Raw genomic sequence first — 19,130 nt, 5'->3', positions numbered from 1 at the left:
CCATGACACGTCGTCGCGCGAAGGTGCTCAGCCGTGGACCCGACGTCGACGACCTGACACCCCGGTTGCGGTTCCGTCGCGCCCTCCGCCTGTGCCTCATGTCGGCCGTGGCACCGGGATCGGCGCAGCTGGCCGTCGGCAACCGCTGGGTCGGTCGCATCGCTCTCACGGTGTACGTGCTGCTGCTCGCCGGGCTGGGCTACCTCGTGTGGACCTACCGAGGTGACCGCGCCGGCATCATCGGGCTGGTCACCGACCCCGACGTGCTCCAGGTCTTCCGCATCGGCGTCGGCGTGCTCGCGGTGGCCTGGGCCGCCCTCTTCATCGACGCCTGGCGCCTCGCGCGTCCGCTGCGCCTGACGCCCGCGCGGGCCGGCGTCGTGGTGGTGCTCAACACCGCCCTGGTCGTCGGTGTGCTGGGCTCGGCGGTCTACGCCTCGCGCGTGAGCACGGCGAGCCGTGACGCCGTGCAGGAGGTGTTCTCGGCCGAGACCACGAGCCCTCCGCTGGCCGGTCGCTACAACATCCTGCTCATCGGCTCGGACTCCGGCAAGGACCGCACCGGCATCCGGCCCGACTCCATGACGGTGGCCAGCATCGACGCCTCGAGCGGCAAGACGGTCCTGGTCTCGCTGCCGCGCAACCTGCAGAACGTGCCGTTCCGCGAGTCGTCGCCGATGCACCAGCTGTACCCGTTCGGCTACAACTGCGGCTCCGAGTGCCTGCTCAACGCCGTGCACACGGCCGCCGAGAACCGCAGCGACCTCTACCCCGGTGCCGCCGACCCCGGGCTCGAGGCGACCATCGACGCCGTCGAGGGCGTCACCGACCTCTCCATCAACTACTACGTGATGATCAACCTCAAGGGCTTCCGCTCCCTGGTCGACGCGGTCGGCGGCGTCGAGATGGACGTCAAGACACGGCTCGCGATGTTCGGCAAGGAGGACGCCTACAAGCAGACGTACATCGAGCCCGGACGCCAGAACCTCGACGGCAACCAGGCGCTCTGGTACGCCCGCAGCCGGATCCAGTCCGACGACTACACGCGCATGGGACGCCAGAAGTGCCTCATGGTCGCGATGCTCGACCAGATGAGTCCGCAGACGGTGCTGCTCAACGCCACCGACATCGCCAAGTCGGGCGCGGAGCTCCTGTCGACGAACATGCCCTCGGAGGCGCTCGGCGAGTTCGCCGACATGGCCCTGAAGGCCCGCAACACGAAGATCCGCACGGTCTCGCTCGTCCCGCCGGTCGTCTCCACGGTGACCCCGGACTACCCGCTCATCCAGGACATGATCAAGCAGGCCATCATCGAGACGCACGGTGGCGACGCCAACAAGGGCGAGACGTCGGCCGAGCCCGAGTCGTCGGCGACGCCGGACCCGAGCGACCCGACGCAGACGCCCTCCACCGATCCCTCGGAGGACCCGAGCCAGGCCGCGGCGAACAACGTCGAGGACCTGGACGCCGCGTGCTGAGTGCCGCCGACCTGGAGGGCTCGAAGGGCTTCGTCGACGCGATCGACGTGGACGCCGACGCAGGCACGGTCACGCTGCACGCCCACCTGCGGGTGCCGGACACCCGCGTCGACGAGCGGCCGGGCCTGGACGCAGAGCTGCGGCTCGGGGACGTCCGGGTCGGGGCGCGATGGGTGGAACGACCGGACCGCCGGGTTCGGTACGGCCCCTGGTCCGCACTGGTCGTCGAGGTGCCCCTCGCCGCGTGGCCGCGGGGCGTCGTCCGCCCCGAGATGGCCGTCGAGGGCCGGGTGCTGCGGCTCCGCCCGACACGGGCCCTGTTCAGGAACGCCACCCTCGGGGCCCACGGCGACGTCGCCCTCGACGTGCGAGCCGACGGCGACGCGGTCGTGGTCGAGCTGCTCGACGGTGGGGAGCGTGCGGCGGCGCGGCTGAGGCGCCGCTCCGACCTGCGTGCGGTGCGCCGGCGTGAGCCGCTCTGGGGCTGGCGGGTCGTCCGTGCCCTGACCGCGTGGATGCACCGCCGCCCGCTCTGGCTGGTGGGGGAGCGACGTGACACCGCGCAGGACAACGGCGCTGCGCTCTTCGCGCACCTGCGCCGGCACCGGCGCGACCTGCGGGCGTACTACGTCGTCGAGCGGGGCACCCCGGGCTGGGCCCGGATGCGTCCGCTCGGTCGCGTGGTGGCCCACGGGTCGTGGCGGCACCGGTTGCTGCTGTGGCACGCCAGCCACCTCGTCAACGCCTTCGACCCCGACGTCTACGGCATCCCGGAGGCGTGGGGACGCGACGACTACGTGCGCCACGTCCGGCCCCGGGTCGGCACACGCCGGGTGTTCCTCCAGCACGGCGTCGTCTACCGCGACCTGGCGCCGGTCATCGGGCGGCTGGTCGCCGGGTACGACCTCGTGCTCACGTCCGCAGCGGCCGAGCGTGACTGGATCGCCGGACGGCTCGGGTACGGGGACCGTGCGGTGCTCACCGGGCTGCCTCGCCACGACCTGCTCCTCCGTGAGCCTGCCGCCGGGGGGCCTCGGGTCCTCTTCGCGCCGACGTGGCGGGCCGACCTGGTCGTGCCCTCCTACCGGGAGGGCGGCGGTGGCCCCGTCCGTGGCGTGGAGGAGTCCGGGTACGCGCAGCTCGTCCGTGGGGTCGTCGAGCACCCCGCGCTGGCTGCTGCGCTCGAGCGTCACGGCGCCGTGCTGGAGGTCCTGCCCCACTACGAGGCGCGGGGGCTGCTCGCCGACCTGGTGGACGCCCGGTCGGACGTGCGACTGGTCGACCAGGAGCGTGAGGAGTTCGGTGCGGTGCTGCGCCGCGCCTCCGTCTTCCTCACCGACTACTCCTCGACGTTGTTCGACGCGGCCCTCCTCGGCCTGCCGGTGGTGGCGGCCCACGTCGACCCCGCGTTCGAGCAGGCCGGGCGCCCGCACGCGTTCGAGGTCGACGAGATCGGCATCGCCACCGTCGTGCGCGACGTCGACGCCGCCGTCGCAGCGGTGGTGGAGCGGCTGGACGCCGGGCGTCGTGACCCCGCCGCCGACGCCGCGGTGCACCGCTTCTTCGCCCATGCCGGCGACCAGGGAAGCGCGGCCCGGGCGGTCGCCGCCATCGAGGCGATGTCGTGACCGGAGGGCGCGGCTACTTGGACTTCTCGTAGGCGGGGATGACCTCGTCGGGCGGTCCGTCCATCATCAGGACGCCCTTGTTGATCCAGATCACCCGGTTGCAGGTGTCGCGGATCGAGCGCATCGAGTGGCTGACCAGGAACACGGTGCCGGCGTTGTCGCGGATCTCGCGGATGCGGGCCTCGCTGCGGTCGCGGAAGCCCTTGTCGCCGACGGCGAGCGCCTCGTCGACGATGAGGATCTCGTGGTCGCGCGCCGTGGCGATCGCGAACTTCAGGCGCGCGGTCATGCCGGAGGAGTAGGTGCGCATCGGCAGGTCGATGAAGTCGCGGATGCCGGAGAACTCGACGATCTCGTCGTACTTCGCCTCGATCTCGTCGCGGGACAGACCGAGCGCCAGTCCGCCCAGGATCACGTTCCGCTCGCCCGAGAGGTCCTTGATGAGCGCGGCGCCGACCCCCAGCATGCTCGGCCGTGACGACGCGTAGATGGCGCCCTTGGAGGTGGGGGTCAGGCCGACGATCGCGCGCATGAGCGTCGACTTGCCCGAGCCGTTGGAGCCGATGACGCCGATGCTGTCGTTCTCGTAGGCCGTGAACGAGACCCCCTTGAGGGCGTGCACGGTGCGGGTGCTGCGGGACCGCTGCATGAGCTTGCGGCCCGCGTCGGCCGCGGTCGCACGCTTGCCGGTGGCCAGCACCTTGTACTCCACGTGCACGTCGACGACCTCCACGACGGGACGTCGGGTGAGCTCCTCCGTCGGCCCGGCGCTGTCGAGGCCCGTGCCGTCGAGGCCCGTGTCGTCAGTCGGTTCGGCCATAACGCTCCTCCGCCGCCCAGAAGTAGATGGTGCCGAACACCAGCACGGCCACCGACCAGGCGGAGGCGTACGCCCAGAAGTGCCAGGGCATCGTGTACGAGGGCCCGTCCAGCAGGATGGCCCGACCCAGCGACAGGAACTCGTGGATCGGCTGGGCGTCGGCGACGGTCCGGAAGATCGAGTTCGCGTCGAAGCGCTGGTCGATGCTGTAGAAGATGCCCGACGTGTAGAAGAAGAACCGCGAGACGAACGGCAGCAGCTGCGTCAGGTCGCGGAAGTGCACCGTGAGACGCGCCGTGATGAGCGTGAGCCCGGTGTTGAACACCGTGAAGAGCAGGACGAGCGGCACCAGCAGGAGCCACTCGACGTCCGGCACGCTGCCGTAGGCCAGCGCCACGGCGGCCATGATGACCACCATCGGCACGAACTGCATGAACCGCTGCGCCACGAGGGCGAGCGGGAGGGACATGCGCGGGAAGCTGAGGCTCTGGACGAGCGCGGCGTTGGAGGTGATCGACTTCGCGCCGGTGGTGAAGCACGTGGAGAAGTACTCGAACATCAGGACCCCGATGACGAGGAACGCCACGAACGACTCAACGCCGCGGCTGGTCTGCAGCAGGAAGCCGAACACGAGTCCGTAGACCGCGGCGTTGAGCAGGGGCTTGAGCACGACCCAGCCCATGCCGAGCCGGTTGCGCCCGTTCTCGGCCTCGAGCCGGTAGCGCGCCAGCGAGTAGATGAACTCGCGGCGCCGGAGGACCTCGGCGAGGTAGCGGAGCAGCGGCGGCCGTCCACCCACCTTCGTGAGCCCGTGGGTCCCGCCCGTCTTGCTGGCGATCGCGCGGTGACGACTCATCCTGGCGGAGGGCCTTTCTGTCGTCGCGGCGGCGGGCGGGGAAGGGGATGCAGCCGTCGAAAGTGTAGTGGATGGGTCAGGGCTGGACATGGGCCCGCTCCTGCTGCGCCACGCGCTCCAGCTGGTCGGCGTCGGCACCAGCCACGACCACGAGCGATCCGCCACCACGCAGGGCGCTCACCAGGAGCAGCGCGTCCCGGCGGAGGTCGCCGGGCTCCACGAGCACCCGCCGCGGATCGGGAGCGCCGAGCTCGACGAGCCCGACGTGGTCGAGCGGGTCCGCGCCGGCCAGGTCGAGCGCGGCCGACCCGGCGTGCGGGACGTCGAGGGGCGTGAACGCGTCCGGCTGCCCCGGGACGACGGTGGCGAGGTCGACGAATCCCTCCGGCGGGCTGACGAAGGGGCCACCGAGCGGACGCAGCGACGCGGCCAGACGCACCGGCTCGTCGCCCACGAGGTCGGGGCCGCTGACCCCGATGTCGGCGTCGCGGTCGACGACGACCGCCCCCACGGTCCAGGAGGAGAGCAGCCACACGAAGCGCAGCCAGTGGCTCGGCAGGCCGATCCGGACGCGGGTCCCGATCTCGGCGTCGAGCTCGTCGACGAGCAGGGACGCCGTCTTCGCGACCCAGTTGGCGGTGGTCGTGGCACTCAGCTCCACCCGTTCGCCGGTCGTGCGGTCGTCCCAGGTGAGCAGCGGTCGCCCGGGTTCGCGGACGGCGGGGAGGAGGTCGGCGAGGGTGGGCATGGGTCCATCCTCCCGCCGTGGCGCGAGCGCGGTCGGGTGGGGCCGGTGGGCACGGCGCGGCCCCTGGAAGGCGGCGCGACACGCCGGAGGTTCCGCGGATCGTGCAATTCCGCTTGACGTATGGCAGCGCCAGGCGTGTAATTACGGACATGTCATTCGATCTGGGTCTGCCACTGTCGCCCGAAGAGGAGCTCATGTGGCAGGAGCGTGCGCTCTGTGCCCAGACCGACCCGGAGGCGTTCTTCCCCGAGAAGGGCGGCTCGACCCGGGAGGCCAAGCGGGTCTGCCTCACCTGCGACGTCCGGGGCGAGTGCCTCGAGTACGCCCTGGCCCACGACGAGCGGTTCGGCATCTGGGGCGGGCTCTCCGAGCGGGAGCGGCGCAAGCTCAAGAAGCGCGCCTGAGGCGGCGTCCGGGCGCACCCGGCCGCACTTTCGCCCCCCGCTAGGTTGGCGGGCATGGACGAGCCCGGTACCGACGACGAGGCACCTGTCGTCCCCGCCTGGCGATCGTCGCCTCCGACGGTGGGGGCGGTCCTCGTCACCCACAACGGAGCCCGGTGGCTCCCGCAGGTGCTGGCCTCCTTCGCCGCCCTCGAGCACGACCCGACCCTGTGGCGGGTCGTCGACGTCAGCTCCACCGACGACGGGGCCGACCTGGTTCGCTCCTCGTTCGGTGCGGACCGCATCACCTACGCGCCGGCCGGGACCGGCTTCGGCGAGGCCGTCCACCGGGCGGTCTCGGCCATGCCGCGCACGGACTGGATCTGGCTCCTGCACGACGACGCGGCGGTGCGTCCCGACACGCTGGCCGCCCTCCTCGACGAGGCCACCACGGCCGACGACATCGCCGTGGTCGGTCCCAAGATCCGCGAGTGGCCGTCCCTGCGGCGCCTCGTCGAGGTGGGTCTGACCGTCACGTCCACCGGTGCCAGGGAGACCGGGCTGGAGACGGGTGAGCCCGACGCCGGCCAGCACGACTGGCCGCGCGACGTGCTCGCGGTCAACACCGCCGGCATGCTCGTGCGTCGCGACGTGTGGGACGAGCTGGGCGGGCTCGACGCCGAGCTCCCTCTGTACTTCGACGACGTCGACCTCGGCTGGCGCGTGGCACGGGCCGGGTACCGCACCCGGATCGCCCCGCGGGCCGTCCTCTTCCACGCTGAGGCCTCGCGTCGCGGGACCCGGCGCCGGGTGGCGGGCGACGTCGAGCCCTGGGAGCAGCGACGGGCAGCGCTCCACGTGCAGCTCGCGAACGTGTCCGGTCGCCGGTTCTGGTGGCAGTACCTCCGGCTGCTGGCCGGGACCCTCCTGCGCACGCTGGGTCTCCTCGTCGCCCGCGACCCCGAGGCGGCCGGCGACGAGCTGCAGGCGCTGGTCTCCGTCTACGCACACCCCGGCCGGCTGCGCGACGCCCGGCGGAGCCGGATCGGCACCGCCCGCCGCGACGACCGGGAGGTCCGACACCTGTTCGCGCCGTTCTGGCTGCCCTACCGGCACGGGTACGACGCCGCGCGCGACGCGGTCGTGGCGCTCGTGCGACCCGAGTCCGTCGAGACGACGGGACGCCGGTCCACGGCCGACGAGGGCGTCGGCGACGCGCCCCTCGACGACGGACCGTCGCTGTGGAGGCGGAGGCCCTGGCTCGTCACGGTGTCGGTGCTCGTGCTCCTCTCGCTCCTGGCCGCCCGGGGGCTCTTCGTCGGGCCGGCGGGGAGCTCGCTCACCGGTGGGGCGCTCGGTGCCACCCCCGGCTCGGCGGGGGAGTGGTGGCGGATCTGGTTCGAGCGCAGCCACGACGTCGGCCTGGGCAGCACCGACCCGGTGCCCACGACGGTGCTGCTGCTGGCCCTCGCCTCCACGCCCGTGTGGTTCGCGCCGGGGCTCGTCGTCGGACCGCTCCTGCTGCTGGCCGTCCCCCTGGCCGGGCTCACGGCCCACCGTCTGGGACGGCGCCTCACCGACCACCGCAGGCTGCGGATCGTCTGGGCGGTCGGCTACGCGCTGACGGTCGTCGCCACCGGAGCGGTCTCCGAGGGTCGGCTCGGCACGGTCGTCGCCCTCGTGGTGCTGCCCGTCGTGGTCACCACGACGCTGCAGCTGGCCGATCACGGGGAGGCACCGCGTCGCACGGCCCTGCGGTGGGGGATCTGGGTGGCCGTGGGCACGGCCTTCGCCCCCGTGGTGCTCCTGCTGGCCGTCCTCGGTCTCGGGGTCCTGCTGCTGGTCGACCGCAGGCTCGCCCGACCGGCGCTGATCGGCATGGCGGTCGCCGTGGTCCTGGTGGGCCCGTGGCTGCTCACCCGGGTGCTGCACCCGATGCTGTGGTGGTGGGAGAGCGGCGAGCTCCTTCCCGGCGCCGGGCCCGGGTGGCGGACCGCGCTCGGACTCGTCGTCGGCCGGGCGGGCTCGCCGGAGCAGGCGCCCCTCTGGCTCGGGGCGGGGCTCGTCGTCCTGGCGGTCCTCGCGCTCCTGCCGCGGGCCACGCGCTCGGTCGCCGGGGTGTGCTGGGTGCTCGGACTGCTGGCCCTGGCGGTCGCGGTCGTCGGCGTCGTCGTGGACGGTGCCGTCCCGGGAAGCCCGGTCCCGGTGCAGCCGTGGGTCGGCGTCCCGGTCGGGGCCGTCGTCCTGGCGCTCGGCACGGCCGCACTGGTCGGCGTGCCGACCCTGATGGCCGACCGGAGCCGGAGCGCAGGGGTCGCGGTCCTGGTCGTCGCGCTGGTCCTGCCCGTCGGCACGGGGGTCTGGTGGGTGGCCCGCGGTGTCGCCGACCCGATCGACCGGGCGCGTCCCGACAGCGTCCCGGCCTTCCTCACGGAGCGTCCCGGTGACACGCTGGTCGTCTCCGGCTCGACGGCCGAGGGGGTCCTGGTCTCGGTCGTCCGCGGCGAGGGGCCCGTGATCGGCGAGGAGGGCCTGCGACCGTCCGAGCGCTCCACGGCGGACCTCACGGCAGCGGTGGAGTCGGTGCTGTCGGCGCCGGGTGCCGACGGGATCCGGCGGCTGGGCGCCCTGGGCATCGACGCGGTGTACGCCCCCGACGTGGACGCCGACGTGGCCCGAGCCCTCGACGCCGCACCCCTGCTGGAGCCCTCGGGCAGCGACGCGCCGACGTCGCGCGTCTGGACGATGGTGGAGCCGGCCGCTCCGCCCGCCGTCGACGGGGTGCCGTGGCGGCCGTGGGTCGCCGGCGGTCAGCTCGTGCTGTGGCTCCTCGCCATCGTGCTCACCGCACCGGTCCGGCGCCGCGAGAGCACGCTCGAGGACGACGCCGAGGAGGTCCGGGCATGAGTGACGGAACACGCGTGCGCGGTGGATCGCGATCTCGACCCGCACCCGGCGGTGGTCGCTGGCTCGCCCTCGCCCTGCTGCCGGTGATCGCGGTGGGCCTGGTCGTCGCGGCAGGGCTCGCGCCCGCCGCGCCCGGGTCCACCGAGGCGCCGCGCCCGGTGCCCGCGAGCGAGACCACCTACGCCTGCACCGGTGCGCCCGACCTCGCGACGGGCCAGGTCGACGCCGGATCCTCGACCTCGGCTCGAGCGCTGCCCGGTGGCGCCGCCGTCGACGGTGCCGCCGACCCGCGGAGCTGGGTCCGCTCGGAGCTCGACGACGTGCTGGGCGACGACGCCGCCGCGCTCGTCGTCACGCAGCGCGGCACGGGGTCCGGCGCGGTCGGCTTCGTCTCCGGGACCCTCGACGAGGACCAGGGCGAGGGTCTCGTCGTCGGCCGGTGCCAGGGCGTCGTCGCCGACGCCTGGTACGCCGGGCTCGGGTCGGGTCAGCGCCACCTGAGCGACCTCGTGCTGACGAACCTCGCCGACACCCCGGCCGTCGTCGACGTGTCGCTGTGGTCGGCGGACGGCCCCGTCGACGCGGTGGGCGGAGACGGTCTCGTCGTCGAGCCGGGCGACACCCGGACGGTGCCCCTGGCCGACCTCGCGGCGGGCGAGCCCGACCTCGGGGTGCACGTCTCCCGTCGTCGAGGCGCCGTCGCGGTCTCCGTGCTCGACACCTCCACGGGCGCCTCGCAGGGCTCGGAGCTCGTGAGCCCGGCACCCGAGCCCGCGCGCCGTCTCGTGGTGGCCGGGCTCCCGCCCGGGGAACGCGGCCGCACGCTCCACGTGCTCAACCCGTCGGGGTCGACGGCCCGTGTCGCGGTCGAGGTGCTGGGATCGGACGGTGCGTTCGTCCCCGAGGGCCTGGGCGAGGTGAAGGTCGGGGCCGGGCGGGTCGTGTCGGTCGAGGTCCCGCGCAGCGCGGGGTCGGGACGCGTCGCCCTCCGCCTGGTCGCCGACACCCCGGTCGTCGCGACGGCCTCGGTGTCCCCGACCGGTGACGACACGGCGACGACTGAGGCGGTCGGACCGTGGACCGGCCCGGCGGTCGTGCCGGTCAAGGGAGGCCTCGGCGTGCCCGAGCTCGTGCTCAGCGCCCCTGGCGCCGACGTGGACCGACGAGTCGTCCTCGAGGCCCGCGACGCCGACCTCGAGGTGGTGTCGCGTGCCGAGGTCGCGGTCCCCGCGGGCACGACGATCGGGGTGGACCCCGACGACGAGCTCGACCTCGACGGCGTGACGTCGCTCGTGGTCCGCTCGACCGGGGGCGTGGTGGGCGCGGCGCAGTTCAGCGACGGCGACCGGAGAGCGAGCCTGGCGCTGACCGCTGCCCCGACGGACGTCCTCGCACCACGGGTCCGACCGGCGCCCTGAGCCCCGCCCACGACCCGGCCGTGCCGGTCGTCGTGGTCAGCGAGGATCGAGGTCGTCGGGGGAGACCTGCCAGACCTCGGCGAGACGGTGCAGGACGACGTCCCAGACCCGGTCCTCGAGCTCGACCCGGCTCGTGCAGCGGTCGGTGAGCGGTCGGCGGTAGAGCACCACGAGGGCCACGTCGCCGCGTCGCGACAGGTTGCTCAGCGGCACCTCGTCGGTCCAGTCGGCCGGCAGCAGGGGGACGTCCTCGACGACGACCTCGACCTCGTCGGGCTCGGCGTCGAAGTGCTTCTCGAGCGGCGCGAGCACACCGGCGACCAGGTGGTCGAACTCCTCGCGGGGCGTCCGATGGGCCGGGACGCTCGCCGGTGACAACGGGCCGGGCAGGGCGAGTGGCCCGCGTGCAGCGCGTCGGCGCGCCCGCATCCGACCGGGCCGGGGTCCGCTCACCGCCCCGCCGAGGTGCTGCAGACGTCCCGCCACACCGAGAGCCTAACGGCCCGGAGGCCGATCACACGGCTACGCTCGGCGGGTGGGTGCTGTTCGACGCTGCACGCGGTCCGCGTGCTCCCAGCCGGCTGTGGCGACGCTGACCTATGTCTACGCCGACCAGACCGCGGTGCTCGGCCCGCTGGCCACGGCGGCGGAGCCGCACACCTACGACCTGTGCGAGGCCCACTCAGCCCGGTTGTCCGCGCCCAACGGCTGGAGCGTGCTGCGGCTCGCACCCGACCCGTCCACGGTGCGCCCGAGCCACGACGACCTCCTGGCGCTCGCCGACGCGGTGCGCGAGGTGGGCCGCCGACGTCCGCGCCCTGCACCGGGACCACCGGGACTGACCCTGGTCCCCCCACCGAACGAGGACTGAATGCACGCACGGCTGCGCCCTGTCGTCAAGGCCTACGACGTCCGTGGTCGGGTCCCCGACCAGCTCGACACCACGATCGCGCGGGCGCTGGGCGAGGCCTTCGCCGACGAGGTCGGCATCGCGGACGGCGGGGGACGCGCCGTGGTCGGCCGCGACATGCGGGCCTCCTCGCCCGACGTCGTCCGGGCGGTCGCCGACGGGATCCGGTCGCGCGGGGCTGACGTCGTCGACATCGGGCTCGCCTCCACCGACATGCTGTACTGCGCGTCCGGCGTGCTCGACGTCCCGGGCATCATGGTCACCGCCAGCCACAACCCTGCGGCCGACAACGGTCTCAAGCTGTGCCGTGCGGGCGCGCGACCGATCGGTCTGTCCACCGGCCTGGCGGCCATGGCCGAGGCGGCCGGTCCGCTGCTCGAGCGCGAGAAGTCCGCCGTGCCGGCACCGGTCGGCACGGTCGAGACGCTGGAGTTCCTGACCACCTACGCCGACACCCTGCTGCGCCTGGCGCCGGTCGAGGGCCGTCGGCTGAAGGTCGTGGTGGATGCCGGCAACGGCATGGCCGGGCACACGGTCCCCGCCGTGCTGGGCCGCCTCGACCTCGAGGTGATCGGTCTGTACCTCGAGCTCGACGGCACCTTCCCGAACCACGAGGCCAACCCGCTCGACCACACCACCCTGGTGGACCTGCAGGCCGCGGTCCGTGAGCACGGGGCCGACCTCGGCCTGGCGTTCGACGGGGACGCCGACCGCTGCTTCGTGATCGACGAGCACGGCGACGTCGTCGCGCCGTCCGCCATCACGGCGCTCGTGGCCTCGCGCCACCTGCTCCTCGAGCCCGGCGCCACCATCCTGCACAACGTCATCTGCTCGCGGGCCGTCCCCGAGATCGTCACCGAGCGCGGGGGAGTGCCCGTCCGGACGCCCGTCGGGCACTCGCTGATCAAGGCGGAGATGGCCCGCACCGGCGCGGTCTTCGGCGGCGAGCACTCCGGGCACTTCTACTTCCGCGAGTTCTACCTCGCCGACTCCGGGATGCTGGCGGCGCTGCACGTCCTGGCCGCCCTGGCCGAGACCGACTCCACGGTCAGCGCCCTCATGGCGGAGTACTCCCGCTACAGCGCGTCGGGCGAGATCAACAGTCGGGTCGACGACGCGGACGCCGTGATCGAACGACTCGTCCGCGCGTACGCCGACCACGATCAGGACCGACTCGACGGCCTGACGGTCACCGCCGCCGACTGGTGGTTCAACGTGCGGGCCTCCAACACCGAGCCGCTGCTGCGGCTCAACGTCGAGGGTGCCGACGAGGCCACCATGGGACGGGTGCGCGACGAGGTGCTCGCCGCGATCCGGTCCTGAGCCCTCTAGAGTGGACGCATGATCCTCGACCCCGCACTCCTGGAGATCCTGGTCTGCCCGCAGTGCCGGTCGTCGCTGTTCGTCGACCACGACGCGTCGGAGCTGGTGTGTCAGGCCTGCAGCCTCGCCTACCCCGTCCGTGACGACATCCCGGTGATGCTGGTCGAGGAAGCGCGCGCTCTCTCCTGACTCCCCCCACGGACCAGGGGCGGGCCGGGTATCCTGGGCGACATGGATTTCAACGTCGCAGACCTGTCGCTCGCCGAGTTCGGACGCAAGGAGATCGAGCTCGCCGAGCACGAGATGCCGGGCCTGATGGCCATGCGCGAGCGCTTCGGGGACAAGAAGCCCCTCGCGGGCGCCCGCATCGCCGGTTCCCTGCACATGACGGTCCAGACCGCCGTGCTGATCGAGACCCTGGCCGACCTGGGTGCCGACATCCGCTGGGCCACCTGCAACATCTTCTCCACCCAGGACCACGCGGCCGCTGCGGTCGTCGTCGGCCCCCACGGCACGCCGGACGACCCGCAGGGCGTCCCGGTCTTCGCCTGGAAGGGCGAGAGCCTCGCCGAGTACTGGGACGAGGCCGAGAAGGTCTTCGACTTCCCCGGTGTTGACGGCGAGGTGGGCGGACCGAACATGCTCCTCGACGACGGTGGCGACATCACGATGCTGCTGCACCTCGGCGTCGAGTACGAGAAGGTCGGCGCCGTGCCGCCGCAGGACTCCACCGACAACGAGGAGTTCAAGGAGGTGCTGCGCGTCCTGGCCCGCTCGCTCGAGAACGACCCCAAGCGCTGGACGAACCGCGCGCCGCTCGTGAAGGGCGTCTCGGAGGAGACCACCACCGGCGTGCTGCGCCTCTACGACCGCTTCCGCGAGGGCACGCTGCTCTTCCCGGCGATCAACGTCAACGACTCGGTCACCAAGAGCAAGTTCGACAACAAGTACGGCTGCCGCCACTCGCTCATCGACGGCATCAACCGCGCCACCGACGTGATGATCGGCGGCAAGGTCGCGGTCGTGTGCGGCTACGGCGACGTCGGCAAGGGCTCGGCGGAGTCGCTGCGCGGCCAGGGTGCGCGCGTCATCGTCACCGAGATCGACCCCATCTGCGCCCTCCAGGCCGCGATGGACGGCTACGAGGTCAAGCGTCTCGAGTCCGTCGTCGAGACGGCCGACATCTTCATCACCACGACGGGCAACTTCGACATCATCACCGTCGAGCACTTCGAGAAGATGAAGAACCAGGCCATCGTCGGCAACATCGGCCACTTCGACAACGAGATCAACATGGCGGGCCTGGCCAAGATCCCCGGCATCGTCAAGGACGAGATCAAGCCGCAGGTCCACCAGTGGATCTTCCCCGACGGCAAGAAGATCATCGTGCTCTCGGAGGGTCGCCTGCTCAACCTCGGCAACGCCACCGGCCACCCGTCGTTCGTGATGAGCAACTCCTTCACCAACCAGGTGCTCGCGCAGGTCGAGCTGTTCACGAAGGCCGACCAGTACGAGCTGGGCGTGCACGTGCTGCCCAAGCACCTCGACGAGGAGGTCGCCCGTCTGCACCTCGACGCCCTGGGTGTCGAGCTCACCGAGCTCACGAAGGAGCAGGCCGCGTACCTCGGCGTCGACGTGGCGGGGCCGTACAAGTCGGACCTCTACCGCTACTGAGGGTGGTGAGAGCGAGCACGATGGTCCGGCACACGGCGGTCGAGCGTCGATGAGCTACCGGCGCAGCAAGCGCGACCGGGTGCTCGTCGTCGACGACGACGCGTCGCTCGCCGAGATGCTGACCATCGTGCTCGAGGCCGAGGGGCTCACGACCCTCGTCTGCCGGTCCGGCGACGAGGTGATGACGGCCTTCGGGGCGTTCAAGCCCGACGTGGTGCTGCTCGACCTCATGCTGCCGGGCATGGACGGCATGAAGGTGTGTCGGCAGATCCGTGCCGGCTCGGCCGTGCCGATCATCATGCTCACGGCCAAGTCCGACACCCCCGACGTGGTGCGCGGTCTCGAGGCCGGGGCGGACGACTACATCACCAAGCCGTTCAAGAACACCGAGCTGGTGGCGCGGGTGCGGGCGCGCCTGCGTCGCACCGATGCGGTGGGCGAGGTGCTCGAGTTCGGCGACATCGTGCTCGACCCGGCGGCCCACACCGTGAGCCGCAAGGGACGTCCGCTCGACCTGACACCGCTGGAGTTCGACCTGCTGGCGTGCCTGCTGGGCAACCCCGAGCAGGTGTTCACCCGCGAGGTGCTCCTCGAGCGCGTGTGGGGGTACCACCACCCGGGCGACACCAAGCTCGTGAACGTCCACATGACCCGGCTGCGGTCCAAGATCGAGGACGACGCCGAGTCGCCCGAGGTGATCCGCACCGTGCGCGGCGTGGGCTACCAGGCCATCGCGCCATGACGACGACGCCGGCTCCGGCCACCCGGCGTCGGCGGGCCACGTGATCCGGCGGGTCGCCTCGCTCTGGCGTCGCTCGCTGCAGACGCGGGTGGTGACCAGCACCGTCCTGCTCGTGGCGCTGGTGGTGGGTCTCGTGGGGTGGGCGCTGCTGCAGCAGGTCGCCGACGGTCTCACCGAGAGCCGCAGCGACACCGCGGTGGCCGAGGCCCGGACGGGTTTCGAGAAGGCCCAGGCCGAGCTCGACGCGGCGGTGGAGACGCAGCCCCAGGCGCAGGCTCCCACCCTGACCCAGCTGGTCGACTCCGTCACCGACACCGACAGCGAGAACCGTGCCTACGAGCTCGTGCTCGAGGGGCCGCTCGGCTCCGGCAGCGGGGCACCGCCGGTCCGCTCGTCGGCCGAGCTCGCCCCGGGGTCCCTGCCGACGGACCTGCGAGCGGAGGTCCTGGACGGTCCGGGCGTGTTCTGGCGCTACTCCGAGCTGTCGCTCGTGGGTGCCGACGCCAGCCCGGCCGTGGTGGTCGGCAGCCAGCTGCGGTCGCCGGGGACGGGCGACACCTACGCCCTCTTCTACCTGTTCTCCCTCTCCGAGCAGCAGCAGACGCTGTCGCTCGTGCGCAACGCGCTGCTGCTCGGCGGCCTGGCCATGGTGCTCATGGTCGGCGGGGTCGCCTTCATCGTGTCGCGCCAGGTCCTCACGCCCGTCCGGCTGGCCCGACGCATCGCGGAGCGGTACGCCGCCGGCAGCCTCGAGCAGCGCATGCACGTGAGTGGCGAGGACGACATCGCCCGGCTGTCCACGTCGTTCAACCAGATGGCCGCCAGCCTGCAGAGCCAGATCCGACGTCTCGAGGACCTCTCGCGTCTGCAGCAGCGGTTCGTCTCCGACGTCTCCCACGAGCTGCGCACCCCGCTCACGACGGTGCAGATGGCGAGCGAGGTGCTGTTCGACGCAAGGCGTCGCTTCGACCCCCAGACGGCTCGCTCGACCGAGCTCCTCAAGCGGGAGCTGGACCGGTTCGAGGAGCTGCTGTCGAACCTGCTCGACCTCAGCCGGTTCGACGCGGGAGCGGCGCAGCTCGAGCTCGCCGACGTCGACCTCGCGCGGGTGGCCCGCGCCGCGGCCGAGGACCCGATCCTGGCGCGCGGCGGCATCGTTGGCCGTGCGGTGGGTGCAGATCGTCCGGCGGTGGTGCAGGCCGACATCCGCCGCATCGACCGGATCGTGCGCAACCTCGTCGCCAACGCGGCGAAGTACAGCGGGTCCGACGTCGTCGAGATCGAGGTCGCCCAGGACGCGTTCGCGGTCTCGCTCGCGGTCCGCGACTTCGGCGTGGGCCTGCAGGGTGACGAGAACCTGCGGGTCTTCGACCGGTTCTGGCGCGCCGATCCGGCGCGCACCCAGGGCGGCACCGGCCTTGGCCTGGCGATCTCGCGCGAGGACGCCGTGCTGCACGGTGGCACCCTCCAGGCATGGGGCAGGGCGGGCGAGGGCAGCGAGTTCGTGCTGACCCTCCCTCGCGTCGTCGACCCGGCCAGACGTTCCGTCGCGCCGCTGCCCGTGGTCCGCAGGGTCTTCGCGTGAGAGGCCTGCGGCTGGTCGCCGCGGCGACCGTCCTGGTGGTCGTGGCCGGCTGCTCGGGCATCCCGACCGGCGGGACCGTGCAGCAGGTCCGCGAGGACGACGACCTCGGCCAGAGCACGGTGCGCTACGCCCCGGCCCCGCCGAGCCCGGGCGCCACGCCACAGCAGGTGGTCTCCGGCTACCTCGACGCGATGCTCGCGTTCCCGCCGTCGACCGGTGTGGCCGAGCAGTACCTCACGCAGGGCGCGGCGGAGCGCTGGAACCCGGCCGCCGCCACGCACGTCTACCGCGACCCGCTGGTGTCCGCCGTGCGTGCGGACCGTCGCGACGACGGCATGCAGGTGGAGCTGACCGCACGGGGGGTGCTCGACCTCGACGCGCGCGGTCGCGTCGAGCCCGCCGCCACTCGGGAACGACGCTCGTTCGGCCTGCAGCAGGTGGACGGGGAGTGGCGGATCTCGGCACCACCGGAGGGCCTGCTGGTCACCGAGAAGTTCTACACCGACTACTACCGGGCGTTCCCGGTGTTCTTCTTCGACCGCTCCGGTGAGCGTCTGGCGCCCTCGGTGGTGCACCTGCCGGCGGGTGAACAGCTCGCGACGTCGCTCGTGACGTCGCTGGCGCGGGGTCCGTCCGACCCCACCGCCCAGCTCCGGACCTACGTGCCCGGCCTGGGCGACCTGCGCCCGTCGGTCCCGGTGGACGCCGAGGGCGTCGCCGAGGTCGACCTGGGGCCTGATGCCGCGCAGCTGTCGGTCGCCGACCAGGGGCGTCTGGCGGCACAGCTGGTCTGGACGCTGAGCCAGGTCCGCGACGTGACCGGTGTGCGGGTCTCGGCGGGCGCCACCGTGCTGACACCGCGGGGACAGCGGGTCCAGCCGGTCGGGTCGTGGCGGCGGTACGTGCCCCGCGCCGTGGAGTCGGGGCCCTTCGCCGTGCTCGACGGGGAGGACGCCGGCGTCGTCGAGATCGTGGGTGCCACGATCCGCCCGGTGCCCGAGGCGTGGGCCGTCGAGCCGGACGAGACCGCCGCCATCGACGTGGGGCCGTCGCGGGTGGCCACGCTGTCCCGCTCGGGCGACGTGCTCGTGGTCCGCAGGACCACGGGCGAGGACCGTGTGGAGGTCGCGGTGACGGACCTCGTCTCGGCCCGGTGGCTCCCCGACGACGTCCTCGTCGTCGTCGACCGCCCCGGCGGCGGGTCGCGGGTGCGGGTCGTCGAGCCCGACGCCACGCGGTCGATCCCGTCGGCGGCGCTCGCGTCGCTGGACGTCACGTCGTTCGCCCTCTCGCCCGACGGGTCGCGGTACGCCATCACGACCGCGGGCGGGGGTTCCGGGCCGGGGGCGGAAGACGGAGCGGGCGGGGGTTCCGGGCCGGGGGCGGAGGACGGCACCGGCGGGGGCGGCCTGGTCCGCATCGGGGCGGTGGAGCGGTCCGCCGACGACCGCGTGGTGGGACTCGGTGCGTCCGTCGCGCTGCGATGGGACGTCGGCCGGCCGGCCTCGGTGGCCTGGGTCGACGGAGCGCGCCTGGCGTTCCTCGGTGACACCGACCTGGGGCGGCAGGTCTTCGAGGGCATGGCCGACGGCACGGAGCTGGAGGGTGGCGGGGCCGGCGGAGCGCCGGTGCTGCCCGACGTCGGTGCTCGGACCCTCGTGGTCGCGGGGGAGCAGCGCTGGGCCGTCGACCGGCGCGACAGGCTCTGGTACCTCGGGCCCGGAGCCACCTGGACGCGGCTCGGCGTCGGAGCGGTGAGCACGCTGTCCCCAGGGGTCTGACCCCGCCGACGGGTCGTGGTCCCCCTCGTCCACACCTTGCGGGGCACCCCTGGTGCGAGGTCCTTGGCCGGCCCACGCTCGTGGGGTGGATCTTCTGCTCGCCGCGGCCGACCTGCTGCTCGGCGCTGCCTGCGCGGGCTGCGGGTGCCCGGCCGTGGACCTGTGCGGACCGTGCCGGCGCAGGATCGCACCGCGACCGCGCCTGGTCGCGGACCGACCGGTCCCCGTCGTGGCGGTCGGGGAGCACGAGGGTGTGCTGCGTGACGTGATGCTGGCCTGGAAGCGGGGCGGACACACGCGGCTGGGCCCGACGATCGGTGCGCTCGTCGCGGCGTCCGTGTGCGCGCTGGAGCCGGGTCCCGCCGTCTGCCTGGTGCCGGTGCCGACCACCAGACGCGGCCGACGTCGGCGCGGTGGTGACCTGCTGACGAGCGCGGTGCAGGAGGCCTCGCGGCGCCTGGAGGCGGTGGGGCTGCGGTCGACGGTGGTGCCCGCCCTGACCTTCGAGCGGGAGCCGAGGGACCAGGTGGGCCTGGCTGCACGGGAGCGTCGTGGGAATCTCGACGGCGCGCTGCGACGGTCGCGTCGTCGCCTCACCGGTGGTGCGGACGTGGTGGTCGTCGACGACGTCGTCACCACGGGGGCCACGCTGGCCGAGGCCGTCCGCGTGCTCGTCTCCGACGGCGTCGGTGTGCTCGGTGCCGCCGTCGTGACAGCACGTCCGGCGCCCGGATCGACCACGAGCGACGTCCGCGAGGGCCGGGGTCGTGGGCGGGGACACCCGCCGTTCGGGACGAACTCGGCCGTCCTCTGGAATATGGGCCCCCGGCGGTCTACGGTCACTGATATGTGAAACGCACGACCGAGCGCAGGGAGG

Annotated in this window: 17 protein-coding genes; 13 read left to right on the top strand and 4 right to left on the bottom strand. The window is 72.9% G+C overall.

The genetic code is table 11. The features are described 5' to 3' along the window. Window positions 1–2 precede the first annotated feature (2 nt). Window positions 3–1,478: an LCP family protein gene (locus ASF35_RS14480; protein ID WP_055968911.1), complete on the top strand. Its 1,476-nt coding sequence runs from the start codon at window positions 3–5 to the stop codon at window positions 1,476–1,478. Further along, window positions 1,472–3,106, top strand: coding sequence for a CDP-glycerol glycerophosphotransferase family protein (locus ASF35_RS14475; protein WP_055968908.1), 1,635 nt, complete (start codon window positions 1,472–1,474; stop codon window positions 3,104–3,106). Before ASF35_RS14480 ends, ASF35_RS14475 begins: the two co-directional genes overlap by 7 nt. Window positions 3,107–3,119: 13 nt before the next feature. On the opposite strand, the gene ASF35_RS14470 is transcribed toward ASF35_RS14475, so the two are convergent. From ASF35_RS14470 to ASF35_RS14460, 3 genes are all read right to left on the bottom strand, one after another. After that, the gene (locus ASF35_RS14470) at window positions 3,120–3,926 is read right to left on the bottom strand and encodes an ABC transporter ATP-binding protein (RefSeq protein ID WP_082495534.1); all 807 of its coding nucleotides are present in this window, start codon (window positions 3,924–3,926) and stop codon (window positions 3,120–3,122) included. Further along, window positions 3,910–4,782 carry an ABC transporter permease gene (locus ASF35_RS14465; protein WP_055968907.1) on the bottom strand — a complete coding sequence of 291 codons (873 nt, stop codon included), beginning with the start codon at window positions 4,780–4,782 and terminating at the stop codon, window positions 3,910–3,912. The genes ASF35_RS14470 and ASF35_RS14465 overlap by 17 nt, the downstream gene beginning before the upstream one ends. Before the next feature lie 76 nt (window positions 4,783–4,858). Beyond that, window positions 4,859–5,530: a TIGR03089 family protein gene (locus tag ASF35_RS14460; protein WP_055968904.1), complete on the bottom strand. Its 672-nt coding sequence runs from the start codon at window positions 5,528–5,530 to the stop codon at window positions 4,859–4,861. Between the two features lie 149 nt (window positions 5,531–5,679). Between ASF35_RS14460 and ASF35_RS14455 the strand changes: the two genes are divergently transcribed. Genes ASF35_RS14455 through ASF35_RS14445 form a run of 3 tightly spaced genes read left to right on the top strand, consistent with a single transcriptional unit; the run spans window position 5,680 to window position 10,238 of the window. Further along, window positions 5,680–5,934 carry a WhiB family transcriptional regulator gene (locus ASF35_RS14455; protein ID WP_055970219.1) on the top strand — a complete coding sequence of 85 codons (255 nt, stop codon included), beginning with the start codon at window positions 5,680–5,682 and terminating at the stop codon, window positions 5,932–5,934. Between the two features lie 54 nt (window positions 5,935–5,988). Continuing rightward, window positions 5,989–8,820: a glycosyltransferase family 2 protein gene (locus ASF35_RS14450; RefSeq protein ID WP_055968901.1), complete on the top strand. Its 2,832-nt coding sequence runs from the start codon at window positions 5,989–5,991 to the stop codon at window positions 8,818–8,820. Next, a complete protein-coding gene (locus ASF35_RS14445) occupies window positions 8,817–10,238 on the top strand; it encodes a DUF5719 family protein (RefSeq protein ID WP_156368052.1) in 1,422 nt (473 codons plus the stop codon). Before ASF35_RS14450 ends, ASF35_RS14445 begins: the two co-directional genes overlap by 4 nt. A gap of 36 nt (window positions 10,239–10,274) precedes the next feature. Here ASF35_RS14445 and ASF35_RS18125 read toward each other — a convergent pair whose 3' ends face one another. Beyond that, window positions 10,275–10,724 (bottom strand): metallopeptidase family protein, encoded by a 450-nt coding sequence (locus ASF35_RS18125; RefSeq protein WP_156364657.1) that lies wholly within the window; start codon window positions 10,722–10,724, stop codon window positions 10,275–10,277. 49 nt (window positions 10,725–10,773) lie between these two features. On the opposite strand from ASF35_RS18125, the gene ASF35_RS14435 reads away from it, so the two are divergent. The 8 genes from ASF35_RS14435 (at window position 10,774) to ASF35_RS14405 (ending at window position 19,106) form a co-directional block, all read left to right on the top strand. Continuing rightward, the gene (locus ASF35_RS14435) at window positions 10,774–11,109 is read left to right on the top strand and encodes a DUF3499 domain-containing protein (protein WP_055968889.1); all 336 of its coding nucleotides are present in this window, start codon (window positions 10,774–10,776) and stop codon (window positions 11,107–11,109) included. Then, window positions 11,110–12,471 carry a phosphomannomutase/phosphoglucomutase gene (locus ASF35_RS14430; RefSeq protein WP_055968886.1) on the top strand — a complete coding sequence of 454 codons (1,362 nt, stop codon included), beginning with the start codon at window positions 11,110–11,112 and terminating at the stop codon, window positions 12,469–12,471. 18 nt (window positions 12,472–12,489) lie between these two features. Next, window positions 12,490–12,660 carry a Trm112 family protein gene (locus tag ASF35_RS17785; RefSeq protein ID WP_082480477.1) on the top strand — a complete coding sequence of 57 codons (171 nt, stop codon included), beginning with the start codon at window positions 12,490–12,492 and terminating at the stop codon, window positions 12,658–12,660. A 42-nt stretch (window positions 12,661–12,702) separates the two neighbouring features. Continuing rightward, window positions 12,703–14,145 (top strand): adenosylhomocysteinase, encoded by a 1,443-nt coding sequence (gene ahcY / locus ASF35_RS14425; protein ID WP_055968883.1) that lies wholly within the window; start codon window positions 12,703–12,705, stop codon window positions 14,143–14,145. 49 nt (window positions 14,146–14,194) lie between these two features. Beyond that, complete coding sequence (gene mtrA, locus ASF35_RS14420; protein WP_055968881.1) at window positions 14,195–14,887, top strand: MtrAB system response regulator MtrA; 693 nt, start codon at window positions 14,195–14,197, stop codon at window positions 14,885–14,887. Between the two features lie 91 nt (window positions 14,888–14,978). Then, window positions 14,979–16,472, top strand: a complete 1,494-nt coding sequence (gene mtrB, locus ASF35_RS14415; RefSeq protein ID WP_156366811.1) for an MtrAB system histidine kinase MtrB — start codon at window positions 14,979–14,981, stop codon at window positions 16,470–16,472. Beyond that, window positions 16,469–18,253: a GerMN domain-containing protein gene (locus ASF35_RS14410; RefSeq protein WP_055968877.1), complete on the top strand. Its 1,785-nt coding sequence runs from the start codon at window positions 16,469–16,471 to the stop codon at window positions 18,251–18,253. Before mtrB ends, ASF35_RS14410 begins: the two co-directional genes overlap by 4 nt. An 85-nt stretch (window positions 18,254–18,338) precedes the next feature. Further along, window positions 18,339–19,106: a ComF family protein gene (locus tag ASF35_RS14405; protein WP_055968875.1), complete on the top strand. Its 768-nt coding sequence runs from the start codon at window positions 18,339–18,341 to the stop codon at window positions 19,104–19,106. The last annotated feature ends 24 nt before the right edge of the window (window positions 19,107–19,130 follow it).

It is taken from the genome of Aeromicrobium sp. Leaf291 (assembly GCF_001423365.1).
In the GTDB taxonomy this organism is placed as follows: Bacteria; Actinomycetota; Actinomycetes; order Propionibacteriales; family Nocardioidaceae; genus Aeromicrobium.
Note: the sequence above shows the minus strand (reverse complement) of the source record. Positions and strands in the feature narration are given on the sequence as shown.